This window comes from Massilia sp. NBRC 108631 (genome assembly GCF_059704565.1).
Map to the genome: position 1 here is coordinate 1 of NZ_BAAKJE010000124.1, position 15,620 is coordinate 15,620.

The window sequence follows — 15,620 nt, forward strand, 5'->3', positions numbered from 1 at the left end:
CGGCGCCGCGCTGTACGACGCGGCGCACCACCATGCCGACGCGGCCACCCGCGCCGAGAACCAGGCCGTGTACGAATACCTGGTGCCGATCATCAAGGGTTGGTCCACCGAGCTGTCGCAGGACGTGGCGCGCGACGGCGTGCAGGTGCACGGCGGCATGGGTTTCATCGAGGAAACCGGCGCGGCGCAGCACTACCGCGACGCCAAGATCCTGACGATCTACGAAGGCACGACCGCCATCCAGGCCAATGACCTGGTGGGCCGCAAGACCGTGCGCGACGGCGGCAAGGTGGCCAAGGGCCTGATCGCGCAAGTGCGCGCCACGGAAGCGGAACTGGCCAAGCTGGACGGCGCTGACTTCGCGGCCATCCGCAAGCACCTGGCGCAAGGCGCGGCCGACCTGGAAGCGGTGGTCGAGTACGTGGCCGGCAATATGAAGACCGACATCAAGGCCGTGTTCGCCGGCAGCGTGACCTATCTGAAGCTGGCCGGCATCGTGCTGGGCGGCTGGCAGATGGCGCGCGCCGCCGTGATCTCCCGGCAGAAGCTGGACGCCGGCGACAGCGACGCCAGCTTCTACCGCGCCAAGATCGTCACCGCGCGCTTCTTCGCCGACCACTTCCTGACGCAATCGTCCGGCATGCGCACCGCCATCATCGACGGCAGCGCCGGCGTGCTGGCGCTGAGCGAAGACCAGTTCTAAGCCGCGCCCCGCGCAGGTCGAGCGCACTCCGCGGGACGGACTTCAAGGCAGCTTTGGCTGCCTTTTTTTCACCCTGCTTGAGCCAGCCCAAACATCCCGCGCATGGCGGCCGTGGCCGTGGCGCGCCGGGACCACACTGTGCCGATGCGCACCGACCCCGACACCGGCTACCCCTGGTCAAGCAGCGCAAGCTGGGGCGGAACGCCAAGCTGCCTGCGGTGCTGCCCATCGTGTTGTATGGCGGCGCGCGGCCCTGGCGCGCCAGCAGGTCGCTGTTGGGCCTGGTGCTGGCGCCACCGGAAGGCCTGGACTTGCTGCAGCCAGAGCAGCGGTATCTGCTGATCGACCGGGATCGCAGTGCCGTGTGCACCGCCGGGCGCAACCTGGTGGCGGCCTTGTTTGGCCTGCTCCATACCCGCTCGCGCCAGGCTTGCGCGCACGTGGTTAACCGGCTCACGGAGTGGATTTTGGAAGAGCGGAATCAGCTGCTGCGCGACAGCCTGTCGGGCTGGATTTCACGCGCGATGCAGCATAAGCTGGGAACAAAGCATCGTGCGGCGCGCAGGGAGGCGGCCATGAAAACGGCAGTGGTGGAGGATAAAGAGTTCGACTCGTGGGAAGAGTGTTTGTATGACTTGCTGGTCAATGGCAAGGAGCTGTTGCGCGACGATGCCGGGAAGCTGTGGATCTCGAAAGGGCTGGAGGAAGGCCGGGCGCAAGGCTTGGAGATAGGCAGGGAACAAGGCAGGGCTGAGGGCCGGGAAGAAGGCCGGGAAGAAGGCCGGGAAGAAGGCCGGGAGGAGGGCCGGCGGCAAGTTGCCAGGGATTTGCTGCGGCGCTTGCTTGTTCGCCGGGCAGCGGCGGTCGCGCCTGAGTGGGCGCGGCGTATCGACGAGGCCGGGCAAACCGAGCTGGAGCGTTGGATCGAGCGCCTGTCCGATGGCGCGGTGCCATCGGACCTGTTCGGAGCGCCGGAAGCCAATGGTTGAGACGGGATGCCGGACGTGGGTAGAATAGGGCTCAACTCAAGGAGCCGGTCCCATGGAATTTTCCACGCTTGCGCTGTTTGTCCCGGCCTGCTTCGCGCTGAACATGGCGCCCGGGCCGAACAACCTGCTATCCATCAGCAACGCCACGCGCTACGGCTTCGGCCAGGCTTGCACCGCCGGGGCGGGGCGCTTGCTGGCGTTTGGCGTCATGATCGCGCTCGCTTCGGCCGGGCTGGCGGCGGTGCTGCACACGTCGGAGCTGCTGTTCTACGGCATCAAGACGGTGGGCGCGGCGTATCTGTTCTACCTGGCGTTTCAGCTGTGGCGCGCGGCGCGCGGCGCGGAAGCCGGGCCGGCCGCGCCGGCCGCAGGACTGATGCAGCTGGCGCGGCAGGAGTTCCTGGTGGCGGCCGGCAATCCCAAAGCCATCCTGATCTTCACGGCGTTCCTGCCGCAGTTCGTCGATCCGGCGCAGCCCATGGCGGCGCAGTTCACCGTGCTGGGCGCCTTGTTCCTGGCGCTGGAAATGGCGGCCATTGCCATCTATGCTTGGATGGGCACGCGGCTGCGGCGCTGGTTCGCGCAGCCGCGCGGCAAGCGCATCTTCAACCGCAGCTGCGCTGCCCTGCTGGCCAGCGCGGGACTGGGCTTGCTGCTGTCGCGCCGCGCCTAGGCGCGCTGCCGAGACCGGGCGAACGTTGATCAATACTTCAATTCCTCCGGCACGTTGTAGCTGAAGCTCTTGGTGTCGAACATCAGTTTCCAGTTCTTCGCTTCCACCGCCGCGCCGTTCATCATGCCGCTCAAGGTGACCGTGAACGGCACCGGCACGCTGCCGTTGACGGTCGCGGTGCGGTAGCTCCAGCGCCGCTTCTCGCAGCGCAGCGGTTCTTCGTATTCCGGTTCGGTCACGCTGTCGTCCGTGGCCGCGGCGGCGGCGGCGCTCTGCTCGGCCTGGTAGGCGTCGTAGCGGGCCTGGGCGCCCGCGCAGCCGTCTTCCGGCGCGTGCTCGGCGGCCGCCAGGAACTCGGCCAGCGTGGCGATCTGGGTGCCGTTCGGCGCCAGCACTACGTTGTGCGTCACCGCCCGCACCGCGCGCGGATCTTCGCCGTCGCGCGTCTTGACCACCCAGCCCCACAGATTGTCGCTCAGCGCCTCGAAGCGCACGTCCTCCGGCTGCACCGCGCGCGTGCCGGCATGCATGGCCGGGCTGCTGATCTCGGACAGGCCGCCGTCGGCCAGGTCGGGGCGGATGTAGAACACGCCGTAGACGGCGGCCTGGTCGCCTTCGGTGACCGAGGCGCCGCTCGCGATGAAATACAGCTCGTCGCCGTCGGCGCCGTCCTGCAGGCGCGCCTGCTGCACCACCCGCATCAGATAGGTGCGGTTGTCCTCGCCGACGTAGAGCCAGCCTTTCTTGGTGGGGGAGTATTTGCCGTAGTTGCTGGACATGACGCTGTCGATGACAGCCGCCTCGTCGATGACGATGAGCGCTTTCGGGGCCGGCGCCTTGAGCATGGCGTAGGCCACGATGCCCAGGAACAGCAGGCCGCAGGCGGCCAGCAGATAGAGCAGCACGCTGATCCAGCGCTTGCGGCGTGGCCGCGCGGCGGCAGGCGAGGCTGTAGAGGCGGCCGCAGAGGCGGCCGCAGGAGCGGCGGGCGAGTGGACCGGGGCGGGCCGGGCGGCCTCGGGTTCTTTCAGGTCTTCCATGATTACCTTGTCTTGTGGAAATTATCAAATCGTACACAAGACAAGGAATTCCCGGCGCTCGCTTGCGCGCCGGGCGGTGCCGGGCGGCTTAGCGGCGTACGATGGTGCCGTTGGCGCTCTTGACCAGGTCGCCGTTCGCGTAGCCAGGGTCTTTGTCGAAGCTGAACTCGCCCTGGGTGCCGTTGTCGTACTGGACTTTGACATTCCATACCTTGGTCGATTTGACGTGCTCTTCGACCTTGTTGCCGGCGTAGGCGCCACCGGCCGCGCCGGCGAGGGTGGCCAGCTTGCGGCCGCCGCCGCTGCCCACCTGGTTGCCCAGCAGGGCGCCGGCCACGCCGCCGGCGATCACGCCGACCGCGCTGCCTTCGCCTTTTTTATCCACCACGTTGACCGCGATCACGCGGCCGCAGTCGTTGCAGGCGGCCGGCTTGGCGCTGGCGTTTTTCAGGTCGGCCTTGGCTGCTGCCAGCGCCTTGTTGTACTCGGCCTTGGCGTCGCGCTGGCACTGCATGCGGGCGCCGGAGTTGCTCTCTTCGGCGCACAGTTTCTTGTCTTCCGCATAACGGGCGGCCGCCTGCTTGGTGTCGGCCGCGTACTGCGCCTTGGTGTAGCTCTGGGCCGACGCGGTGCTGGCCATGCCGGCCAGGATCAGGGACAGCGCGATGGCGCGCAGAGTGGTGCGGACATTCATTTTGGTTCTCCGGTGACTGGGTTATTTCTCCAGTATAACCGGTGAAAATGGCTTTACAGCAATTGTGCAATCGTATCGTGCTCGACGGCATTGCGGCCGTTCTGCTTGGCGCGGTACAGCGCGGCGTCGGCGCGGGCCACCAGGCTGGACAGGCTTTCGTCCGGACCCAGCGCGGCCACGCCGAAGGAGCAGGTCTTGCGGCCCACCTCCGGGAACTCGGCGGCGGCGATGCGCAGGCGCAGCATCTCGGCCAGCGCGCCCGCGCCTAGCAGTTCGGTCTGCGGGCAAATCACCATGAATTCCTCGCCGCCCCAGCGGCCCACGCTGTCGATGCTGCGCGCGCCGCTGCGCAGGATGGCCGCCACCGCCGCCAGCACGCGGTCGCCGGCGGGGTGGCCGTAGCTGTCGTTGGTCTGCTTGAAGTGGTCGATGTCGAGCAGGATCACGGCCAGCCCGCCGCCGTAGCGGTGCACGCGCTCCACCTCATAGCCCAGCACCTCGTCCAGCTTGCGCCGGTTGTGCAGGCCGGTCAGCATGTCGGTGCTGGCCACGCGCTGCAGTTCGCGGGTGCGCTCGGCCACCTGCGATTCCAGCGTGCGGTTCATTTCCTTCAGTTCAGCGTACAGCGCGGCATTCTCGGCCACCGACTTGCGCAGGGTGCCGGCCATCTGGTTCAGCTTGTCGGTCAGCTGGTGCAGCTCGTGTTTGCCCTTGTCCCTCAGCACGAAATGGCGGTCGCCGATGTTGTCGATATTGAGCTGGCCCACGAAGTCGCTCATCTGCCGCAGCGGCTGGCCCAGCGTGCGCTTGATCACGTACAGGAAGATGAACCACAGCGCCAGCGTCTTGATGACGGAGTTCACCAGGATCAGGAAGAAGCCGTAGGCCACCTGGCGCACCACCACCTGCTGGCTGGAGTACACGGTCCAGCGGCCCACCGGGTGGCGCTCGCCGGCCTCGTCCACGTAGACGGCGGCGAAGCTGCGGCTGAACATGCGGTCGAACAGCATGCCCGGCGCCGGCGCGGCCATCAGTGCGCCGTCCGGGCCCGCTTCCAGGCGCTTGCCGGCGCCGTCGTTGACGGTGCCGATGGCGCGCAGCAGCTTGCCCTGCTCGTCCTCGACCTTGACGCCGATGACGATGGGCAGCGCTTTTACGCCGGTGACGATGCTGCCCAGCACTTCGCCGTTGAAGCGCCACAGCGCGCCGGTGATGCCGGGGCCGAAGGTGTGCTCCATGGCGCCGATTTCCTCGTCCAGGCGCTGCTGCGTGTGGCGGTATTCGGCGGCCAGCTGCACGCAGGTGACCACCAGCGTGACGATGAAGTAGCAGCCGAAGATGATGCGCAGCAGGCGCGCCGCCAGGTTGCTCTTCATTCGGATTTGAGGATCTGGGTGGGATAGATGGCGCGGATGATGCGCAGCGATTCCTCGTCCGACCAGCGCTCGACGATGGCGCGGTAGCGCGCGGTGTTGCGCTGCGCGTGCAGCACCGCGTTGACCTTGGCGACCACCTGCTTGCCCCATTCGGTGCGCGGGCACATCACGCGGTTCACCGTGGGGTCGGCGTGCTCGCGGATGGTGAGCGCGGCCAGTTCGCCGTCGCGGCCCAGCTGGCGCGCCGAGTAGGTGCTGATAATGGGCAGTTCCAGCAGATAGTCCAGGCGCCGCGCCAGCAGCATCTGCAGCGCCTCGTTGAACTCCGAGTGGTACTGGCGGTTGGGGTGCTGTTCGAGCAGCGCGTTGATCTGCGGCGAGAACGAGCGCCCGCGCAGATAGCTGGTGCGCACGCCGTCGCGCGCCATCAGTTCGGCCAGCGAAATGCTGCCGCCGGGACCGGCAGCGCCGCTGAACTCGGCCAGCCGGTCGCGCCGCACCACCACTTTAAAGGGCAGGAACACCGCCACCGGGGCTGAAAAGTAGGCCAGCGCCTCGCGCTCCGGGTTCTTCACGCCGCCCACGAAGCACCACGGGTTGCCATTCCTGATTTCCTGGAAGATGCGCGGGAAGGGCGCTTGCACGTCCTTGTGCTCGTAGCCCGGCATCTCGTCCTTGAGCAAGCCCCGGATCTGGTCGAAGATGCCGTTGCCCTTGTCCGGCCCCTCGGCAATCATATAGGGTGCGGCGTTGAACCAGCCCCAGTTCAGGCGCTCGGTGGCGTGGGCCTGGGTGGTGACGGCGGCGGCAAGCGCGCAGCACAGCAGGGCGGAAAGGCGGAACGTCATCTGGTGGTGGCGGTGAGGGGCTGGGTCAGCCGTAAGCGCCCCCAGTGTACAGCAAGTCAAACAGGCGGGATATCGTGGCGATGAGGCTGGCACAGCCCACCAGCATGGTGGCCACCAGGATCACGGCCAGCGGCCAGCGCGTTTCGGAGCGGCGCGCGGAACCGCGGTTGAAGGTGGCGTCCCACTGCTCGTCGGACATCAAACCCAGCACCAGCGCCTGCAGGAAGCCGGCCAGCATCGACAGGAACAGCGGCAGCAGCTTGAAGAATATGTCGGCCTGCGGGGCCGCCGCCATCACCAGGCCGATGGCCGGCACGCTGGCCGCATGCACCCAGCCCCATGTATCATTTACGCCACGCAGGTAGAAGCGGTGTGCGCCGATACCGCCCAGCAGGAAGGCCAGCAGGGACGAGAAAGTCTTGTTTTTGTGTTGTGGTGTCATAAAAGCGATAACAATCGATAACAATGGCGAAAATGAAACGGCGGAGCGGCAAGTATCGGTCATAATCGCCTTCCGGCACAGCCTTTTTGCACGCAATGCTTGCCCTGCTTGCCGGACTGGGGGATAATCTTCGATTGCCCCAAACCCACCCCAATTGTTATTAATGCTTGCTGGCGGAAGAGAAAGCGCGCTATAATTTGCGGCTTTTTCCGTCTCAGCACACTTTTTGGAAATATTATGGTCGTTATTCGTTTAGCTCGTGGAGGCGCCAAGAAGCGCCCATTCTTCAACATCGTTGCAACCGATTCGCGCAATCGCCGCGATGGCCGTTTCATCGAACGCGTTGGTTTCTACAACCCGATGGCTTCGGGTCAAGAAGTGCCATTCAAGATTACCGAAGACCGTCTGGCTCACTGGATCGGCGTAGGCGCACAGCTGTCCCCAGCCGTTGCTCGCCTGGTCGCTTCGAACAAGAAAGCAGCCTAATTCGGCGTTCAGGTTTTGACAGATAAATTGGCATCCGGGGTGCAACTCCCCGACGATCTGGTGCAAGTGGGCTTTGTGTCCGGCGCTTACGGCGTAGCAGGCGGAATCCGGGTTCGCCCCTTTTCCGACGATGCGGATGCCTTGTTGCATGTTAAGACCTGGTGGCTGGATAAACCCAGCCTGCACGCAGTGAATGTGCGCCGTGCGAAACTGCACGGCGGCGACGTCGTGACCCAGCTGGACGACCTGACCGACCGGGATCTCGCGGAGGCGCTGAAAGGCACCGGCGTGTACATCCCGCGCAGCCAGTTCCCCACGCTGGATGACGGCGAGTTTTACTGGTCCGACCTGATCGGGCTGGAAGTCGTGAATTTGCAGGGCGAGAGCCTGGGCGTTGTGGCCGACATGATGAGCAATGGTCCGCAGTCGATACTGCGTATTACCGCTCCGGTCAGCGCACAGCCTGGCGACGCCGAGTCCGCGGCGCAGGAGCGCCTGATTCCATTTGTGGACCAGTTCATCATCACGGTGGACAAGGAAGCGAAAAAGATCACGGTGGACTGGGGCCTGGATTACTGATCCGGGAGCCTGTATGCAATTCGATGTTGTAACGCTGTTCCCGGAAATGTTTGCCGCACTGACGCAGTCGGGCGTGACCCGCCGCGCGTTCGAGCAGCAGAAGTGGAATTTGTCGCTGTGGAATCCGCGCGACTTCACCACCGACAATCACCGCACCGTGGATGACCGCCCCTATGGCGGCGGCCCCGGCATGGTGATGCTGGCCAAGCCGCTGGAGGCGACCATCGCCGCCGCGAAACAGCGCCAGATCGACGCCGGCTTGCCGGCGCCGCGCGTGGTGTTCATGTCGCCGCAGGGCAAGCAGCTGACGCACGAACGCGTGATGCAGCTCAAAGCCGAGCCCGGCCTGGTGATTCTGTGCGGCCGCTACGAGGCGGTGGACCAGCGCCTGATCGACCGTTGCGTCGATGAGGAAATCAGCCTGGGCGACTTCGTGCTGTCGGGCGGCGAATTGCCGGCCATGGCGCTGATGGACGCAGTGGTGCGCCTGCTGCCGGGCGTGCTCAACACCGAAGCGTCGGCGGTCGAGGACAGCTTTGTCAACGGCCTGCTCGATTCGCCGCACTACACGCGGCCGGTGACGTATGAAGGCGAGGATGTGCCTGCCGTGCTGATGGGCGGCAACCACGCCGAGATTGAAAAATGGCGCCGCCAGCGCATGCTGGAAGCGACCGCGCGCAAGCGCCCGGATTTATTGCCCAAGGCGCGCCAAGCAGGCTTGCTGACGCGCCAGGACGAGAAATTTTTGGCCGGTTTAGAAAAACCGGCACTGTAGCAAAGCAGTAGAGACGAGAGGCATGTTGCCTCTTTGTTTAACCCCATCCTCTACCGGGTTTAGTACGCGCCGGCACGATGGTAATTGGAGTCATCAAATGAACCTGATTCAACAACTCGAGCAAGAAGAAATTGCTCGCCTGGGCAAAAACATCCCTGAATTTGCACCTGGCGACACCGTGATCGTCAACGTCAACGTAGTCGAAGGCACCCGCAAGCGCGCCCAGGCTTACGAAGGCGTGGTCATCTCCCGTCGTAACCGTGGCCTGAACTCGAACTTCATCGTTCGCAAGATCTCGTCCGGCGAAGGCGTTGAGCGTACCTTCCAGCTGTACTCCCCGCTGATCGCTTCGATCGAAGTGAAACGCCGCGGTGACGTACGTCGCGCCAAGCTGTACTACCTGCGCGACCGTTCGGGCAAATCGGCACGTATCAAAGAAAAACTGCCAAACCGTCGCCCAGCAGCGGCAAAAGCAAGCGCTTAATCGCGTTTGGGTTTGGGGCAGGGGCGCCTGGGTGGCGTCCCTCAAAAGGGCGCCGCTGGCGCCCTTTCGCTATTTGGAGGTGGTATGGCCAAGCTTTTGTTCGACCCGCAGCAACTCCCGATTGACGCCATCGCCGGCGAGCCGGCCGTGCCGGCCGAGCGCCTGGCGCCGGACTGGCTGCGCGCGCGCTTCGCCGCGCCGCCGCTGTGGACCCCGGAGGGCGATGAAACCCCGTTCGCGCCGCAGGCCAGCGCCAAGGCCGCCGCCGTGCTGGTGCCGCTGGTGCAGCGCGCCGAGGGCCTGCGGCTGCTGCTCACGCAGCGCACCGACCATCTGAGCAGCCACGCCGGCCAGATCAGCTTTCCCGGCGGCCGCGCCGAGGAATATGACGCCAGTCCGGCCGACACCGCGCTGCGCGAAGCGGAGGAGGAGATCGGCCTGGACCGCCGCCATGCCGAGATCATCGGCACCCTGCCGGTCTACTACACCGGCACCAACTACAGCGTGACCCCGGTGGTGGCCCTGCTGCACCCGCCGTTCGAGCTGCGCGCCGACCCGGGCGAAGTGGCCGAGATCTTCGAAGTGCCGCTGGCCTTCCTGATGGACGGCCTGAACCACCAGCGCCTGTCGGCCGAGCTGGCCAGCGGGCGGCGCAGCTTCTACGCCATGCCCTACCAGCGCTATTACATCTGGGGCGCCACCGCCGGCATGCTGCGCAATCTGTTCCATTTCCTCAGAGCCTGACGCGGCGCTCCCGGAACGCTAATAAGTTTGATTCCGGCGCGCTGCTGCGCTATCGTAGCGGGCATTGCGGCAATGCCAATCTTAAGGACGTTTAATGACTTTTCTTTCCATTCTTTGCGCGCTGCTGATCGAGCAGATGAAGCCGCTGCGGGCGGATAATCCCATCTACGCCGAGATCAAGAGCCTGGCGGTGCGCATGGAAGCGTGGTTCAACGCGGGCGACTCGCGCCATGGCCGCATCGGCTGGTTCCTGATGATGTTCGCGCTGGTGGCGCCCACCATGCTGATCTACTGGGTGCTGATCCGCTACGACTGGTTCCTGGCCGCGTTCGCATGGAATGTGCTGATCGTCTACCTGACGCTGGGCTTCCGCCACTACAGCCATTACTTCACCTCCATCCAGCTGGCCCTGAACGCGGGCGACGAGGCGGCCGCGCGCGCGCTGCTGGCCGAATGGACCAAGCTCGATACGGTGGGCATGGAAGCGGGCGAAATCTCCCGCATCGCCGTCGAAAAAGCCCTGATCACCACCCACCGCAACGTGTTCGGCGTGTTCTTCTGGTTCCTGATGCCGCTCGGCCCGGCCGGCGCGGTGCTGTACCGTGTGTCGGAATACCTGGCGCGGGCCTGGAACGAGCCCGAGCACATGCGCAACGAGGCGTTCGGCGAGTTCGCCACCCGGGCCTTTTACTGGATCGACTGGATCCCGGTGCGCCTGACCGCCGTGGCCTTCGCCGTGGTGGGCAACTTCGAGGACGCCATCTACGCCTGGCGCAACTTCGCCCACCGCTGGGCCGACGAGGCGCGCGGCATCATTCTGGCCGCTGGCGGCGGCGCCATGGGCGTGCGCCTGGGCACGCCGCAGGAAAACGCGGCGCGCCTGCTGCCGGCCGACGCGGCCGTGGTCGACAGCGGCGACATGGAATCGGAGGCGCTGCCGGGCGAGGAGCCGGGGGTGCGCGCGCTGCAAAGCACGGTCGGCCTGGTGTGGCGCGCGCTGTTGCTGTGGATGATGCTGCTGCTGTTGCTTTCCGGCGCGGTCTGGCTCGGCTGAGGGCGCTGAAAGAAATCCGACAGCTGGATCGGGTTACAATATCGGGATTGGCGCCTGCGCCCCAGGCAGTGCGGCCGCCAATGCGTGTTTCAAATCAAGTACTTACCTCCTTAGGTCTTCTATAAGATATAATACCTAGGATTTTTCACGCATCCAGGTCCCGCGAGTCATCTATGGCCGAGTCAGCTCAATCCCCCAAAGAACTGGCCAACGAGTTCTTTATCCTTGGCATTACTGCCGATGGCAGGCAATTCCGTCCCAGCGACTGGGCCGACCGCCTGTGCGGCGTCATGTCGTGCTTCCGTCCGGAAGGCACCAGCGGCCGAGATTCCCATCTCGGTTATTCCACCTTCGTGCGCCCGACCCACATCAATGGCGTCAAGGCGGTGGTGGTGAACGAAGCGCTGCGGGACTTCGAACCCATGGCCTACCATTTCGTCCTCAATTTCGCCAAGGATAACGGCCTGCAAGTGGTGGACGCCTGCTTCCTGCCGCTGCCCGGCGACCCCGCCTAGCCCTTCGCGGCCATGCAACCGGCCAGTTCGCGGGTGAACTGGTCGCGCAAGGCGGTATATTCTTCCATGTTCGCGTATTCGCGCACGTCCTTGGGCTGGCTCAGCATGTAAGCCGTGCCGATCACGCCGCTGGCCTCGTGCGCCAGCGTGACCATGCTGAGCGGTCCGCCGCGATCGATGGTCGGACTGGTCAGGTCGATCACTTCCACGCCGTTGATCTCGCTGCGCGCCGCCGCCACCGGGGCCGCTCCCGCCGCCGCTGCGCGCTTCGCCATCACGCCGTATTGCGCCAGGATGGCGTCGCGGTCCTGCCTGAATTGCCCCGGCGCCGACAGTTCTATCTTCAAGTTGACCAGCGGCGCCTTGCCGGCCTTGTGCAGCATGACGCGGTAGCCGTCGGCCACCGACACGGTGGCGGGGCCGTTCGGGCCCTCCACCTGGCGCGTTGGATCCTGGTTGGCGCGCCGCAGCGTTTCGGCCGACCTGAACTGCCCCTTGGCGATGCATTGCGCGATCGGCCCCAGGGGATCGGCGCTGGCCTGCCGGGCGGCGGCGGGCATTGCTGCCAGCGCAAGCGCCAGCGTCAGTACGGAGCGTTGATGCATGTTTTCCTCTCGCGGTTGAAAGCGGCCAGTATATCGATCGGCCCGGGCCGAAAAATGCGCGCTTTGTCACGCCGCCCCTGCGGGACTGTGAGGGGCGGGCGAAGTAGGGTAGGATGCAATTTTCCTGTACGGCTACTACATGAAACCACATCTGCCGGCGCTGCGCGCCACCCTGCTGCTGTGCAGCCTGACGCTGCTGCCGCCCTCCCTGGTCCTGGCGCAGGCGCTGCCGCCGGGCACCGTGAAAGGCCCGTCGGTCGAAGGCATCAGCGAATACCGGCTGCCGAACGGCCTCAAGGTACTGCTGTTCCCGGACGCCTCCAAACCCACCGTCACCGTCAACGTCACCTACCTGGTCGGTTCGCGCCACGAGAACTACGGCGAGACCGGCATGGCCCACCTGCTGGAACACATGCTGTTCAAGGGCGCGCCGAAGAACCGCAGCATCCCGCAGCAGTTCGCCGACCGCGGCATGGAGTACAACGGCACCACCTCGTACGACCGCACCAACTACTACGAAGTGTTCCAGGCCGGCGGCGACAACCTGAAATGGGCGCTCGACATGGAGGCCGACCGCATGGTCAATTCCTTCGTGGCGAAGAAGGACCTGGACTCGGAAATGACGGTGGTGCGCAACGAGTACGAGAGCGGCGAGAACAGCCCGTTCGAGGTGCTGCTCAAGCGCATGCAGAGCGTGGCCTACGACTGGCACAGCTACGGCCGCTCCACCATCGGCAACCGCAGCGACATCGAGAACGTCAAGATCGAGAACCTGCAGGCCTTCTACCGCACCTACTACCAGCCGGACAACGCGGTGCTGCTGGTGGCCGGCAAGTTCGAGCCGGCGCAGACGCTGGCGTGGATCAGCAAGTCCTTTGGCGCCATCCCCAAGCCCAAGCGCAAGCTGCCGCCTTTCTGGACCGTGGAGCCGACCCAGGATGGCGAGCGTTCCTTCATCGTGCGCCGCAAGGGCGACATCCAGATCGTCGCGCTGGGCTACAAGATCCCGGCCGCGCTGCACGAGGACAGCGACGCGCTGGCCTTCATGTCCGAGATCCTGAACGACACGCCGAACGGCCGCCTGCACAAGGCGCTGGTGGAAACCGGCAAGGCCGCGCAGGTGTTCAGCTTCGGCCAGACCGGCTACGCGCCCGGCCTGCAACTGATCGGCGCCGTGGTGAAGGCCGGCCAGCCGCTGGAGCCGGTGCGCGACGAGCTGATCGCCGCCGTGGAAGGCTTCGCGAAAACCCCCCCCACCGAGGACGAAATGGAACGCGTGCGCCGCAACATCGGCAATGGCATCGAGAAGGCGCTCAATGATCCGCAGAAGGTGGGCGTGGCGCTGTCCGAGCAGATCGCGCTGGGCGACTGGCGCCTGCTGTTCCTGGGCCGCGACAGTCTGCCCAAGGTGACGCCGCAGCAGGTGGCCAAGGCCGCCGCGCATTACCTGAAGCGCGACAACCGCACCGTCGGCAGCTTCGTGCCGGAGGACAGCGTGCAGCGCGCCGAGATCACCGCCGCGCCGGCGATCGAGAAAGTGATGCAGGACTTCAAGGGCAAGGAAGACACGCTGAAGTCCGAGGTGTTCGATCCGAGCCAGGCCAACATCCTGAAGCGCACCGAGCTGAAAACCATCGGCGGCCTGAAAGTGGCGCTGCTGCCGAAGAAGAACCGGGGCGAAACCGTGTCGGTGGAGCTGCGCCTGCACTGGGGCGACGAGAAGAACCAGTTCGGCAAGGCGATCGTCGCCGCCGCCACCAACCACATGCTCACGCGCGGCACCAGCAAGTACAGCCGTGCGCAGCTGGCCGACGCGATGGAAAAGCTGAAGATGTCCGGCAGCGTGTACCGCTTCGACACCACGCGCAGCAAGCTGGAAGCGGCACTGCGCCTGGCCGCGCACGTGCTCAAGGAACCGGCCTTCGACGCGGCCGAGTTCGAGCAGCTGCGCCAGCAATGGCTGGTGGGCGTGGAAGCGTCGCGCAACGAGCCGCAGGTGCTGGCCACCAATGCGCTGGCCAAGCACTACAACAACTACCCGAAAGGCGACGTGCGCTACGCGATGAGCACCGATGAGCAGATCGAAGCCATCAAGGCGCTGACGCTGGACGATTTGAAGGCCTATCACCGCGAATTCTACGGCGCCTCGCACGGCGAGCTGGCCATCGTCGGCGACTTCGATTCGCCCGCCGCGCAAGCCGTGGTGGCTGAGGAATTCGGCAACTGGGTGAGCAAGCCGAATTACGCGCGCGTGCTGAACGTGAACGTGGAACGGCCGCCGCTGCATACGGTGATCAACGCGCCGGACAAGGAAAACGGCTTCTATGCCGCGCAGGTGAACATCGACATGAACACCGAAGACCCGGACTTCGTGGCGCTGGAGGTGGCCAACTACATCCTCGGCGAAGGCGGCCTGAAATCACGCCTGATGGACCGCATCCGGCAGAAGGACGGCCTGTCCTACGGCGGCGGTTCCAGCCTGTCGGTGAGCGACGTGGACCGCGCCAGCAATCTCAGCATCTCGGCCATCGCCGCGCCGCAGAACCTGAAGAAGCTGGAAACGGCCATCCGCGAGGAAGTGGCGCGCGCGCTGAAGGACGGCTTCACGGCGGTCGAGGTGGCGGGGGCCAAGTCCGGCATGCTGCAGCAGCGCGTCCAAAACCGCTCGCAGGACAATGTGCTGGCCGGCGGCTGGGCCAACTTCCTGTACCTGAACCGCACCTACGCGTGGAGCCAGGCCTACGAAGACAAGCTGAAAGCGCTCACGCCAGCGCAGGTCAACGCCGCCTTCCGCAAGGCGGTGGACTTGAACAAGCTGAGCGTGGTGACGGCCGGCGACCAGGCCAAGGCCAAGTAAGCGGCTACGGCGTACTCAACTCGGCGACAAAGTCATACATGTCGCCCCTGAAGTAGGAGCGGCAGAACTCCACCGCGCGGCCGTCGCGCAGGAAGCCGAGCCGCTCCACCGCCAGGCCCGCGTCGCCTTCCTTCGCTTGCAGCAGCGCGGCCTGCTCGCCGGTGAGCAGCAGCGCGCTCAGGCGCTGCAGCGCGCGCACCGGCCGGTTGCCGGCCTGCTCCAGCGCCTCGTACATCGACACGCCCACCGCCTCCAGCGAGGGCAGGGCGCCGGCGACGATGGTGGCGTACTCCAGGCACATCGGTATCTCGTCCGCGTAGCGGATGCGGTTGAAGCGGTACACCGGCGCGCCGGGGCTGAGCCGCAGCCGCAAGGCCTCTTCCGGCGTCACCGTCCCCTCCGAACGCTTCAGCCACACGCTGCGCGGCGTGCGTCCGCGCGCCCGCATGTCCTCTGAAAACGAGGTCAGCTTGGCGAAGTTCTTTTCTATCCGCGTGTTGATGAAATTGCCGGAGCCGGCGCGCCGCACCAGCAGGCCTTCGTCCACCAGGCCGTCAATGGCCTTGCGCACCGTGATGCGGGAAATGGCCAGGTCGTTGGCCAACTGGCGCTCGGCCGGCAGCGCCTCGTCGGGTCCGAAAATGCGCTTGTCGATCGCTTCGCGCAGCGCACGCTGCAACTGCTGGTACAGGGGCTGGCTGCTGGTCTGCCCCAGGTGCTGCATGATCTGTTGAAGCGATGTCATGTCTGGTCCCC

At 65.5% G+C, this 15,620-nt stretch carries 18 protein-coding genes; 11 read left to right on the forward strand and 7 right to left on the reverse strand.

From position 1 onward, the window contains the following. From AC6H42_RS13455 to AC6H42_RS13465, 3 genes are all read left to right on the forward strand, one after another. On the forward strand, positions 1-703 hold a 703-nt coding region (locus AC6H42_RS13455; protein WP_497548261.1), incomplete at its 5' end, for an acyl-CoA dehydrogenase C-terminal domain-containing protein. A gap of 77 nt (positions 704-780) precedes the next feature. Next, on the forward strand, positions 781-1,692 hold the full coding sequence (locus tag AC6H42_RS13460; protein ID WP_497548262.1) for an Rpn family recombination-promoting nuclease/putative transposase: 912 nt from the start codon (positions 781-783) through the stop codon (positions 1,690-1,692). Between the two features lie 52 nt (positions 1,693-1,744). After that, positions 1,745-2,365 (forward strand): LysE family translocator, encoded by a 621-nt coding sequence (locus AC6H42_RS13465; protein ID WP_057158991.1) that lies wholly within the window; start codon positions 1,745-1,747, stop codon positions 2,363-2,365. Between the two features lie 29 nt (positions 2,366-2,394). On the opposite strand, the gene AC6H42_RS13470 is transcribed toward AC6H42_RS13465, so the two are convergent. From AC6H42_RS13470 to AC6H42_RS13490, 5 genes are all read right to left on the reverse strand, one after another. Continuing rightward, the gene (locus AC6H42_RS13470; RefSeq protein ID WP_497548263.1) at positions 2,395-3,405 is read right to left on the reverse strand and encodes a hypothetical protein; all 1,011 of its coding nucleotides are present in this window, start codon (positions 3,403-3,405) and stop codon (positions 2,395-2,397) included. A gap of 88 nt (positions 3,406-3,493) precedes the next feature. Next, positions 3,494-4,099 (reverse strand): glycine zipper 2TM domain-containing protein, encoded by a 606-nt coding sequence (locus tag AC6H42_RS13475; protein ID WP_497548264.1) that lies wholly within the window; start codon positions 4,097-4,099, stop codon positions 3,494-3,496. Positions 4,100-4,152: 53 nt separating this feature from the next. Then, positions 4,153-5,475, reverse strand: a complete 1,323-nt coding sequence (locus tag AC6H42_RS13480; protein ID WP_497548265.1) for a GGDEF domain-containing protein — start codon at positions 5,473-5,475, stop codon at positions 4,153-4,155. Further along, positions 5,472-6,323, reverse strand: coding sequence for a TIGR02285 family protein (locus tag AC6H42_RS13485; RefSeq protein WP_057158988.1), 852 nt, complete (start codon positions 6,321-6,323; stop codon positions 5,472-5,474). The genes AC6H42_RS13480 and AC6H42_RS13485 overlap by 4 nt, the downstream gene beginning before the upstream one ends. A 25-nt stretch (positions 6,324-6,348) precedes the next feature. Continuing rightward, complete coding sequence (locus AC6H42_RS13490) at positions 6,349-6,765, reverse strand: NINE protein (protein ID WP_497548266.1); 417 nt, start codon at positions 6,763-6,765, stop codon at positions 6,349-6,351. Positions 6,766-7,002: 237 nt separating this feature from the next. Between AC6H42_RS13490 and rpsP the strand changes: the two genes are divergently transcribed. From rpsP to AC6H42_RS13525, 7 genes are all read left to right on the forward strand, one after another. Continuing rightward, a complete protein-coding gene (rpsP, locus tag AC6H42_RS13495; RefSeq protein WP_056403210.1) occupies positions 7,003-7,251 on the forward strand; it encodes a 30S ribosomal protein S16 in 249 nt (82 codons plus the stop codon). A gap of 39 nt (positions 7,252-7,290) precedes the next feature. Then, complete coding sequence (gene rimM, locus AC6H42_RS13500) at positions 7,291-7,830, forward strand: ribosome maturation factor RimM (protein ID WP_200954134.1); 540 nt, start codon at positions 7,291-7,293, stop codon at positions 7,828-7,830. Between the two features lie 13 nt (positions 7,831-7,843). Further along, positions 7,844-8,605: a tRNA (guanosine(37)-N1)-methyltransferase TrmD gene (gene trmD, locus AC6H42_RS13505; RefSeq protein ID WP_057158985.1), complete on the forward strand. Its 762-nt coding sequence runs from the start codon at positions 7,844-7,846 to the stop codon at positions 8,603-8,605. A gap of 97 nt (positions 8,606-8,702) precedes the next feature. Further along, positions 8,703-9,089, forward strand: a complete 387-nt coding sequence (rplS, locus tag AC6H42_RS13510) for a 50S ribosomal protein L19 (protein WP_056403202.1) — start codon at positions 8,703-8,705, stop codon at positions 9,087-9,089. Positions 9,090-9,173: 84 nt separating this feature from the next. Further along, on the forward strand, positions 9,174-9,833 hold the full coding sequence (locus AC6H42_RS13515) for a CoA pyrophosphatase (RefSeq protein WP_057158984.1): 660 nt from the start codon (positions 9,174-9,176) through the stop codon (positions 9,831-9,833). 94 nt (positions 9,834-9,927) lie between these two features. Beyond that, positions 9,928-10,887 carry a CobD/CbiB family protein gene (locus tag AC6H42_RS13520; RefSeq protein WP_057158983.1) on the forward strand — a complete coding sequence of 320 codons (960 nt, stop codon included), beginning with the start codon at positions 9,928-9,930 and terminating at the stop codon, positions 10,885-10,887. A 173-nt stretch (positions 10,888-11,060) separates the two neighbouring features. Further along, positions 11,061-11,402 (forward strand): DUF3579 domain-containing protein, encoded by a 342-nt coding sequence (locus AC6H42_RS13525; protein ID WP_057158982.1) that lies wholly within the window; start codon positions 11,061-11,063, stop codon positions 11,400-11,402. On the opposite strand, the gene AC6H42_RS13530 is transcribed toward AC6H42_RS13525, so the two are convergent. Then, entirely contained in the window at positions 11,399-12,007 is a 609-nt protein-coding gene (locus tag AC6H42_RS13530) for a hypothetical protein (RefSeq protein WP_057158981.1), read from the reverse strand. The two genes, AC6H42_RS13525 and AC6H42_RS13530, sit on opposite strands and share 4 nt — an antisense overlap. Before the next feature lie 139 nt (positions 12,008-12,146). Here AC6H42_RS13530 and AC6H42_RS13535 point away from each other — a divergent pair, with 139 nt between their 5' ends. Next, positions 12,147-14,864, forward strand: coding sequence for a M16 family metallopeptidase (locus tag AC6H42_RS13535; protein ID WP_497548267.1), 2,718 nt, complete (start codon positions 12,147-12,149; stop codon positions 14,862-14,864). Between the two features lie 4 nt (positions 14,865-14,868). Here AC6H42_RS13535 and AC6H42_RS13540 read toward each other — a convergent pair whose 3' ends face one another. Further along, on the reverse strand, positions 14,869-15,609 hold the full coding sequence (locus AC6H42_RS13540) for a GntR family transcriptional regulator (protein WP_057158979.1): 741 nt from the start codon (positions 15,607-15,609) through the stop codon (positions 14,869-14,871). Positions 15,610-15,620 lie beyond the last annotated feature (11 nt).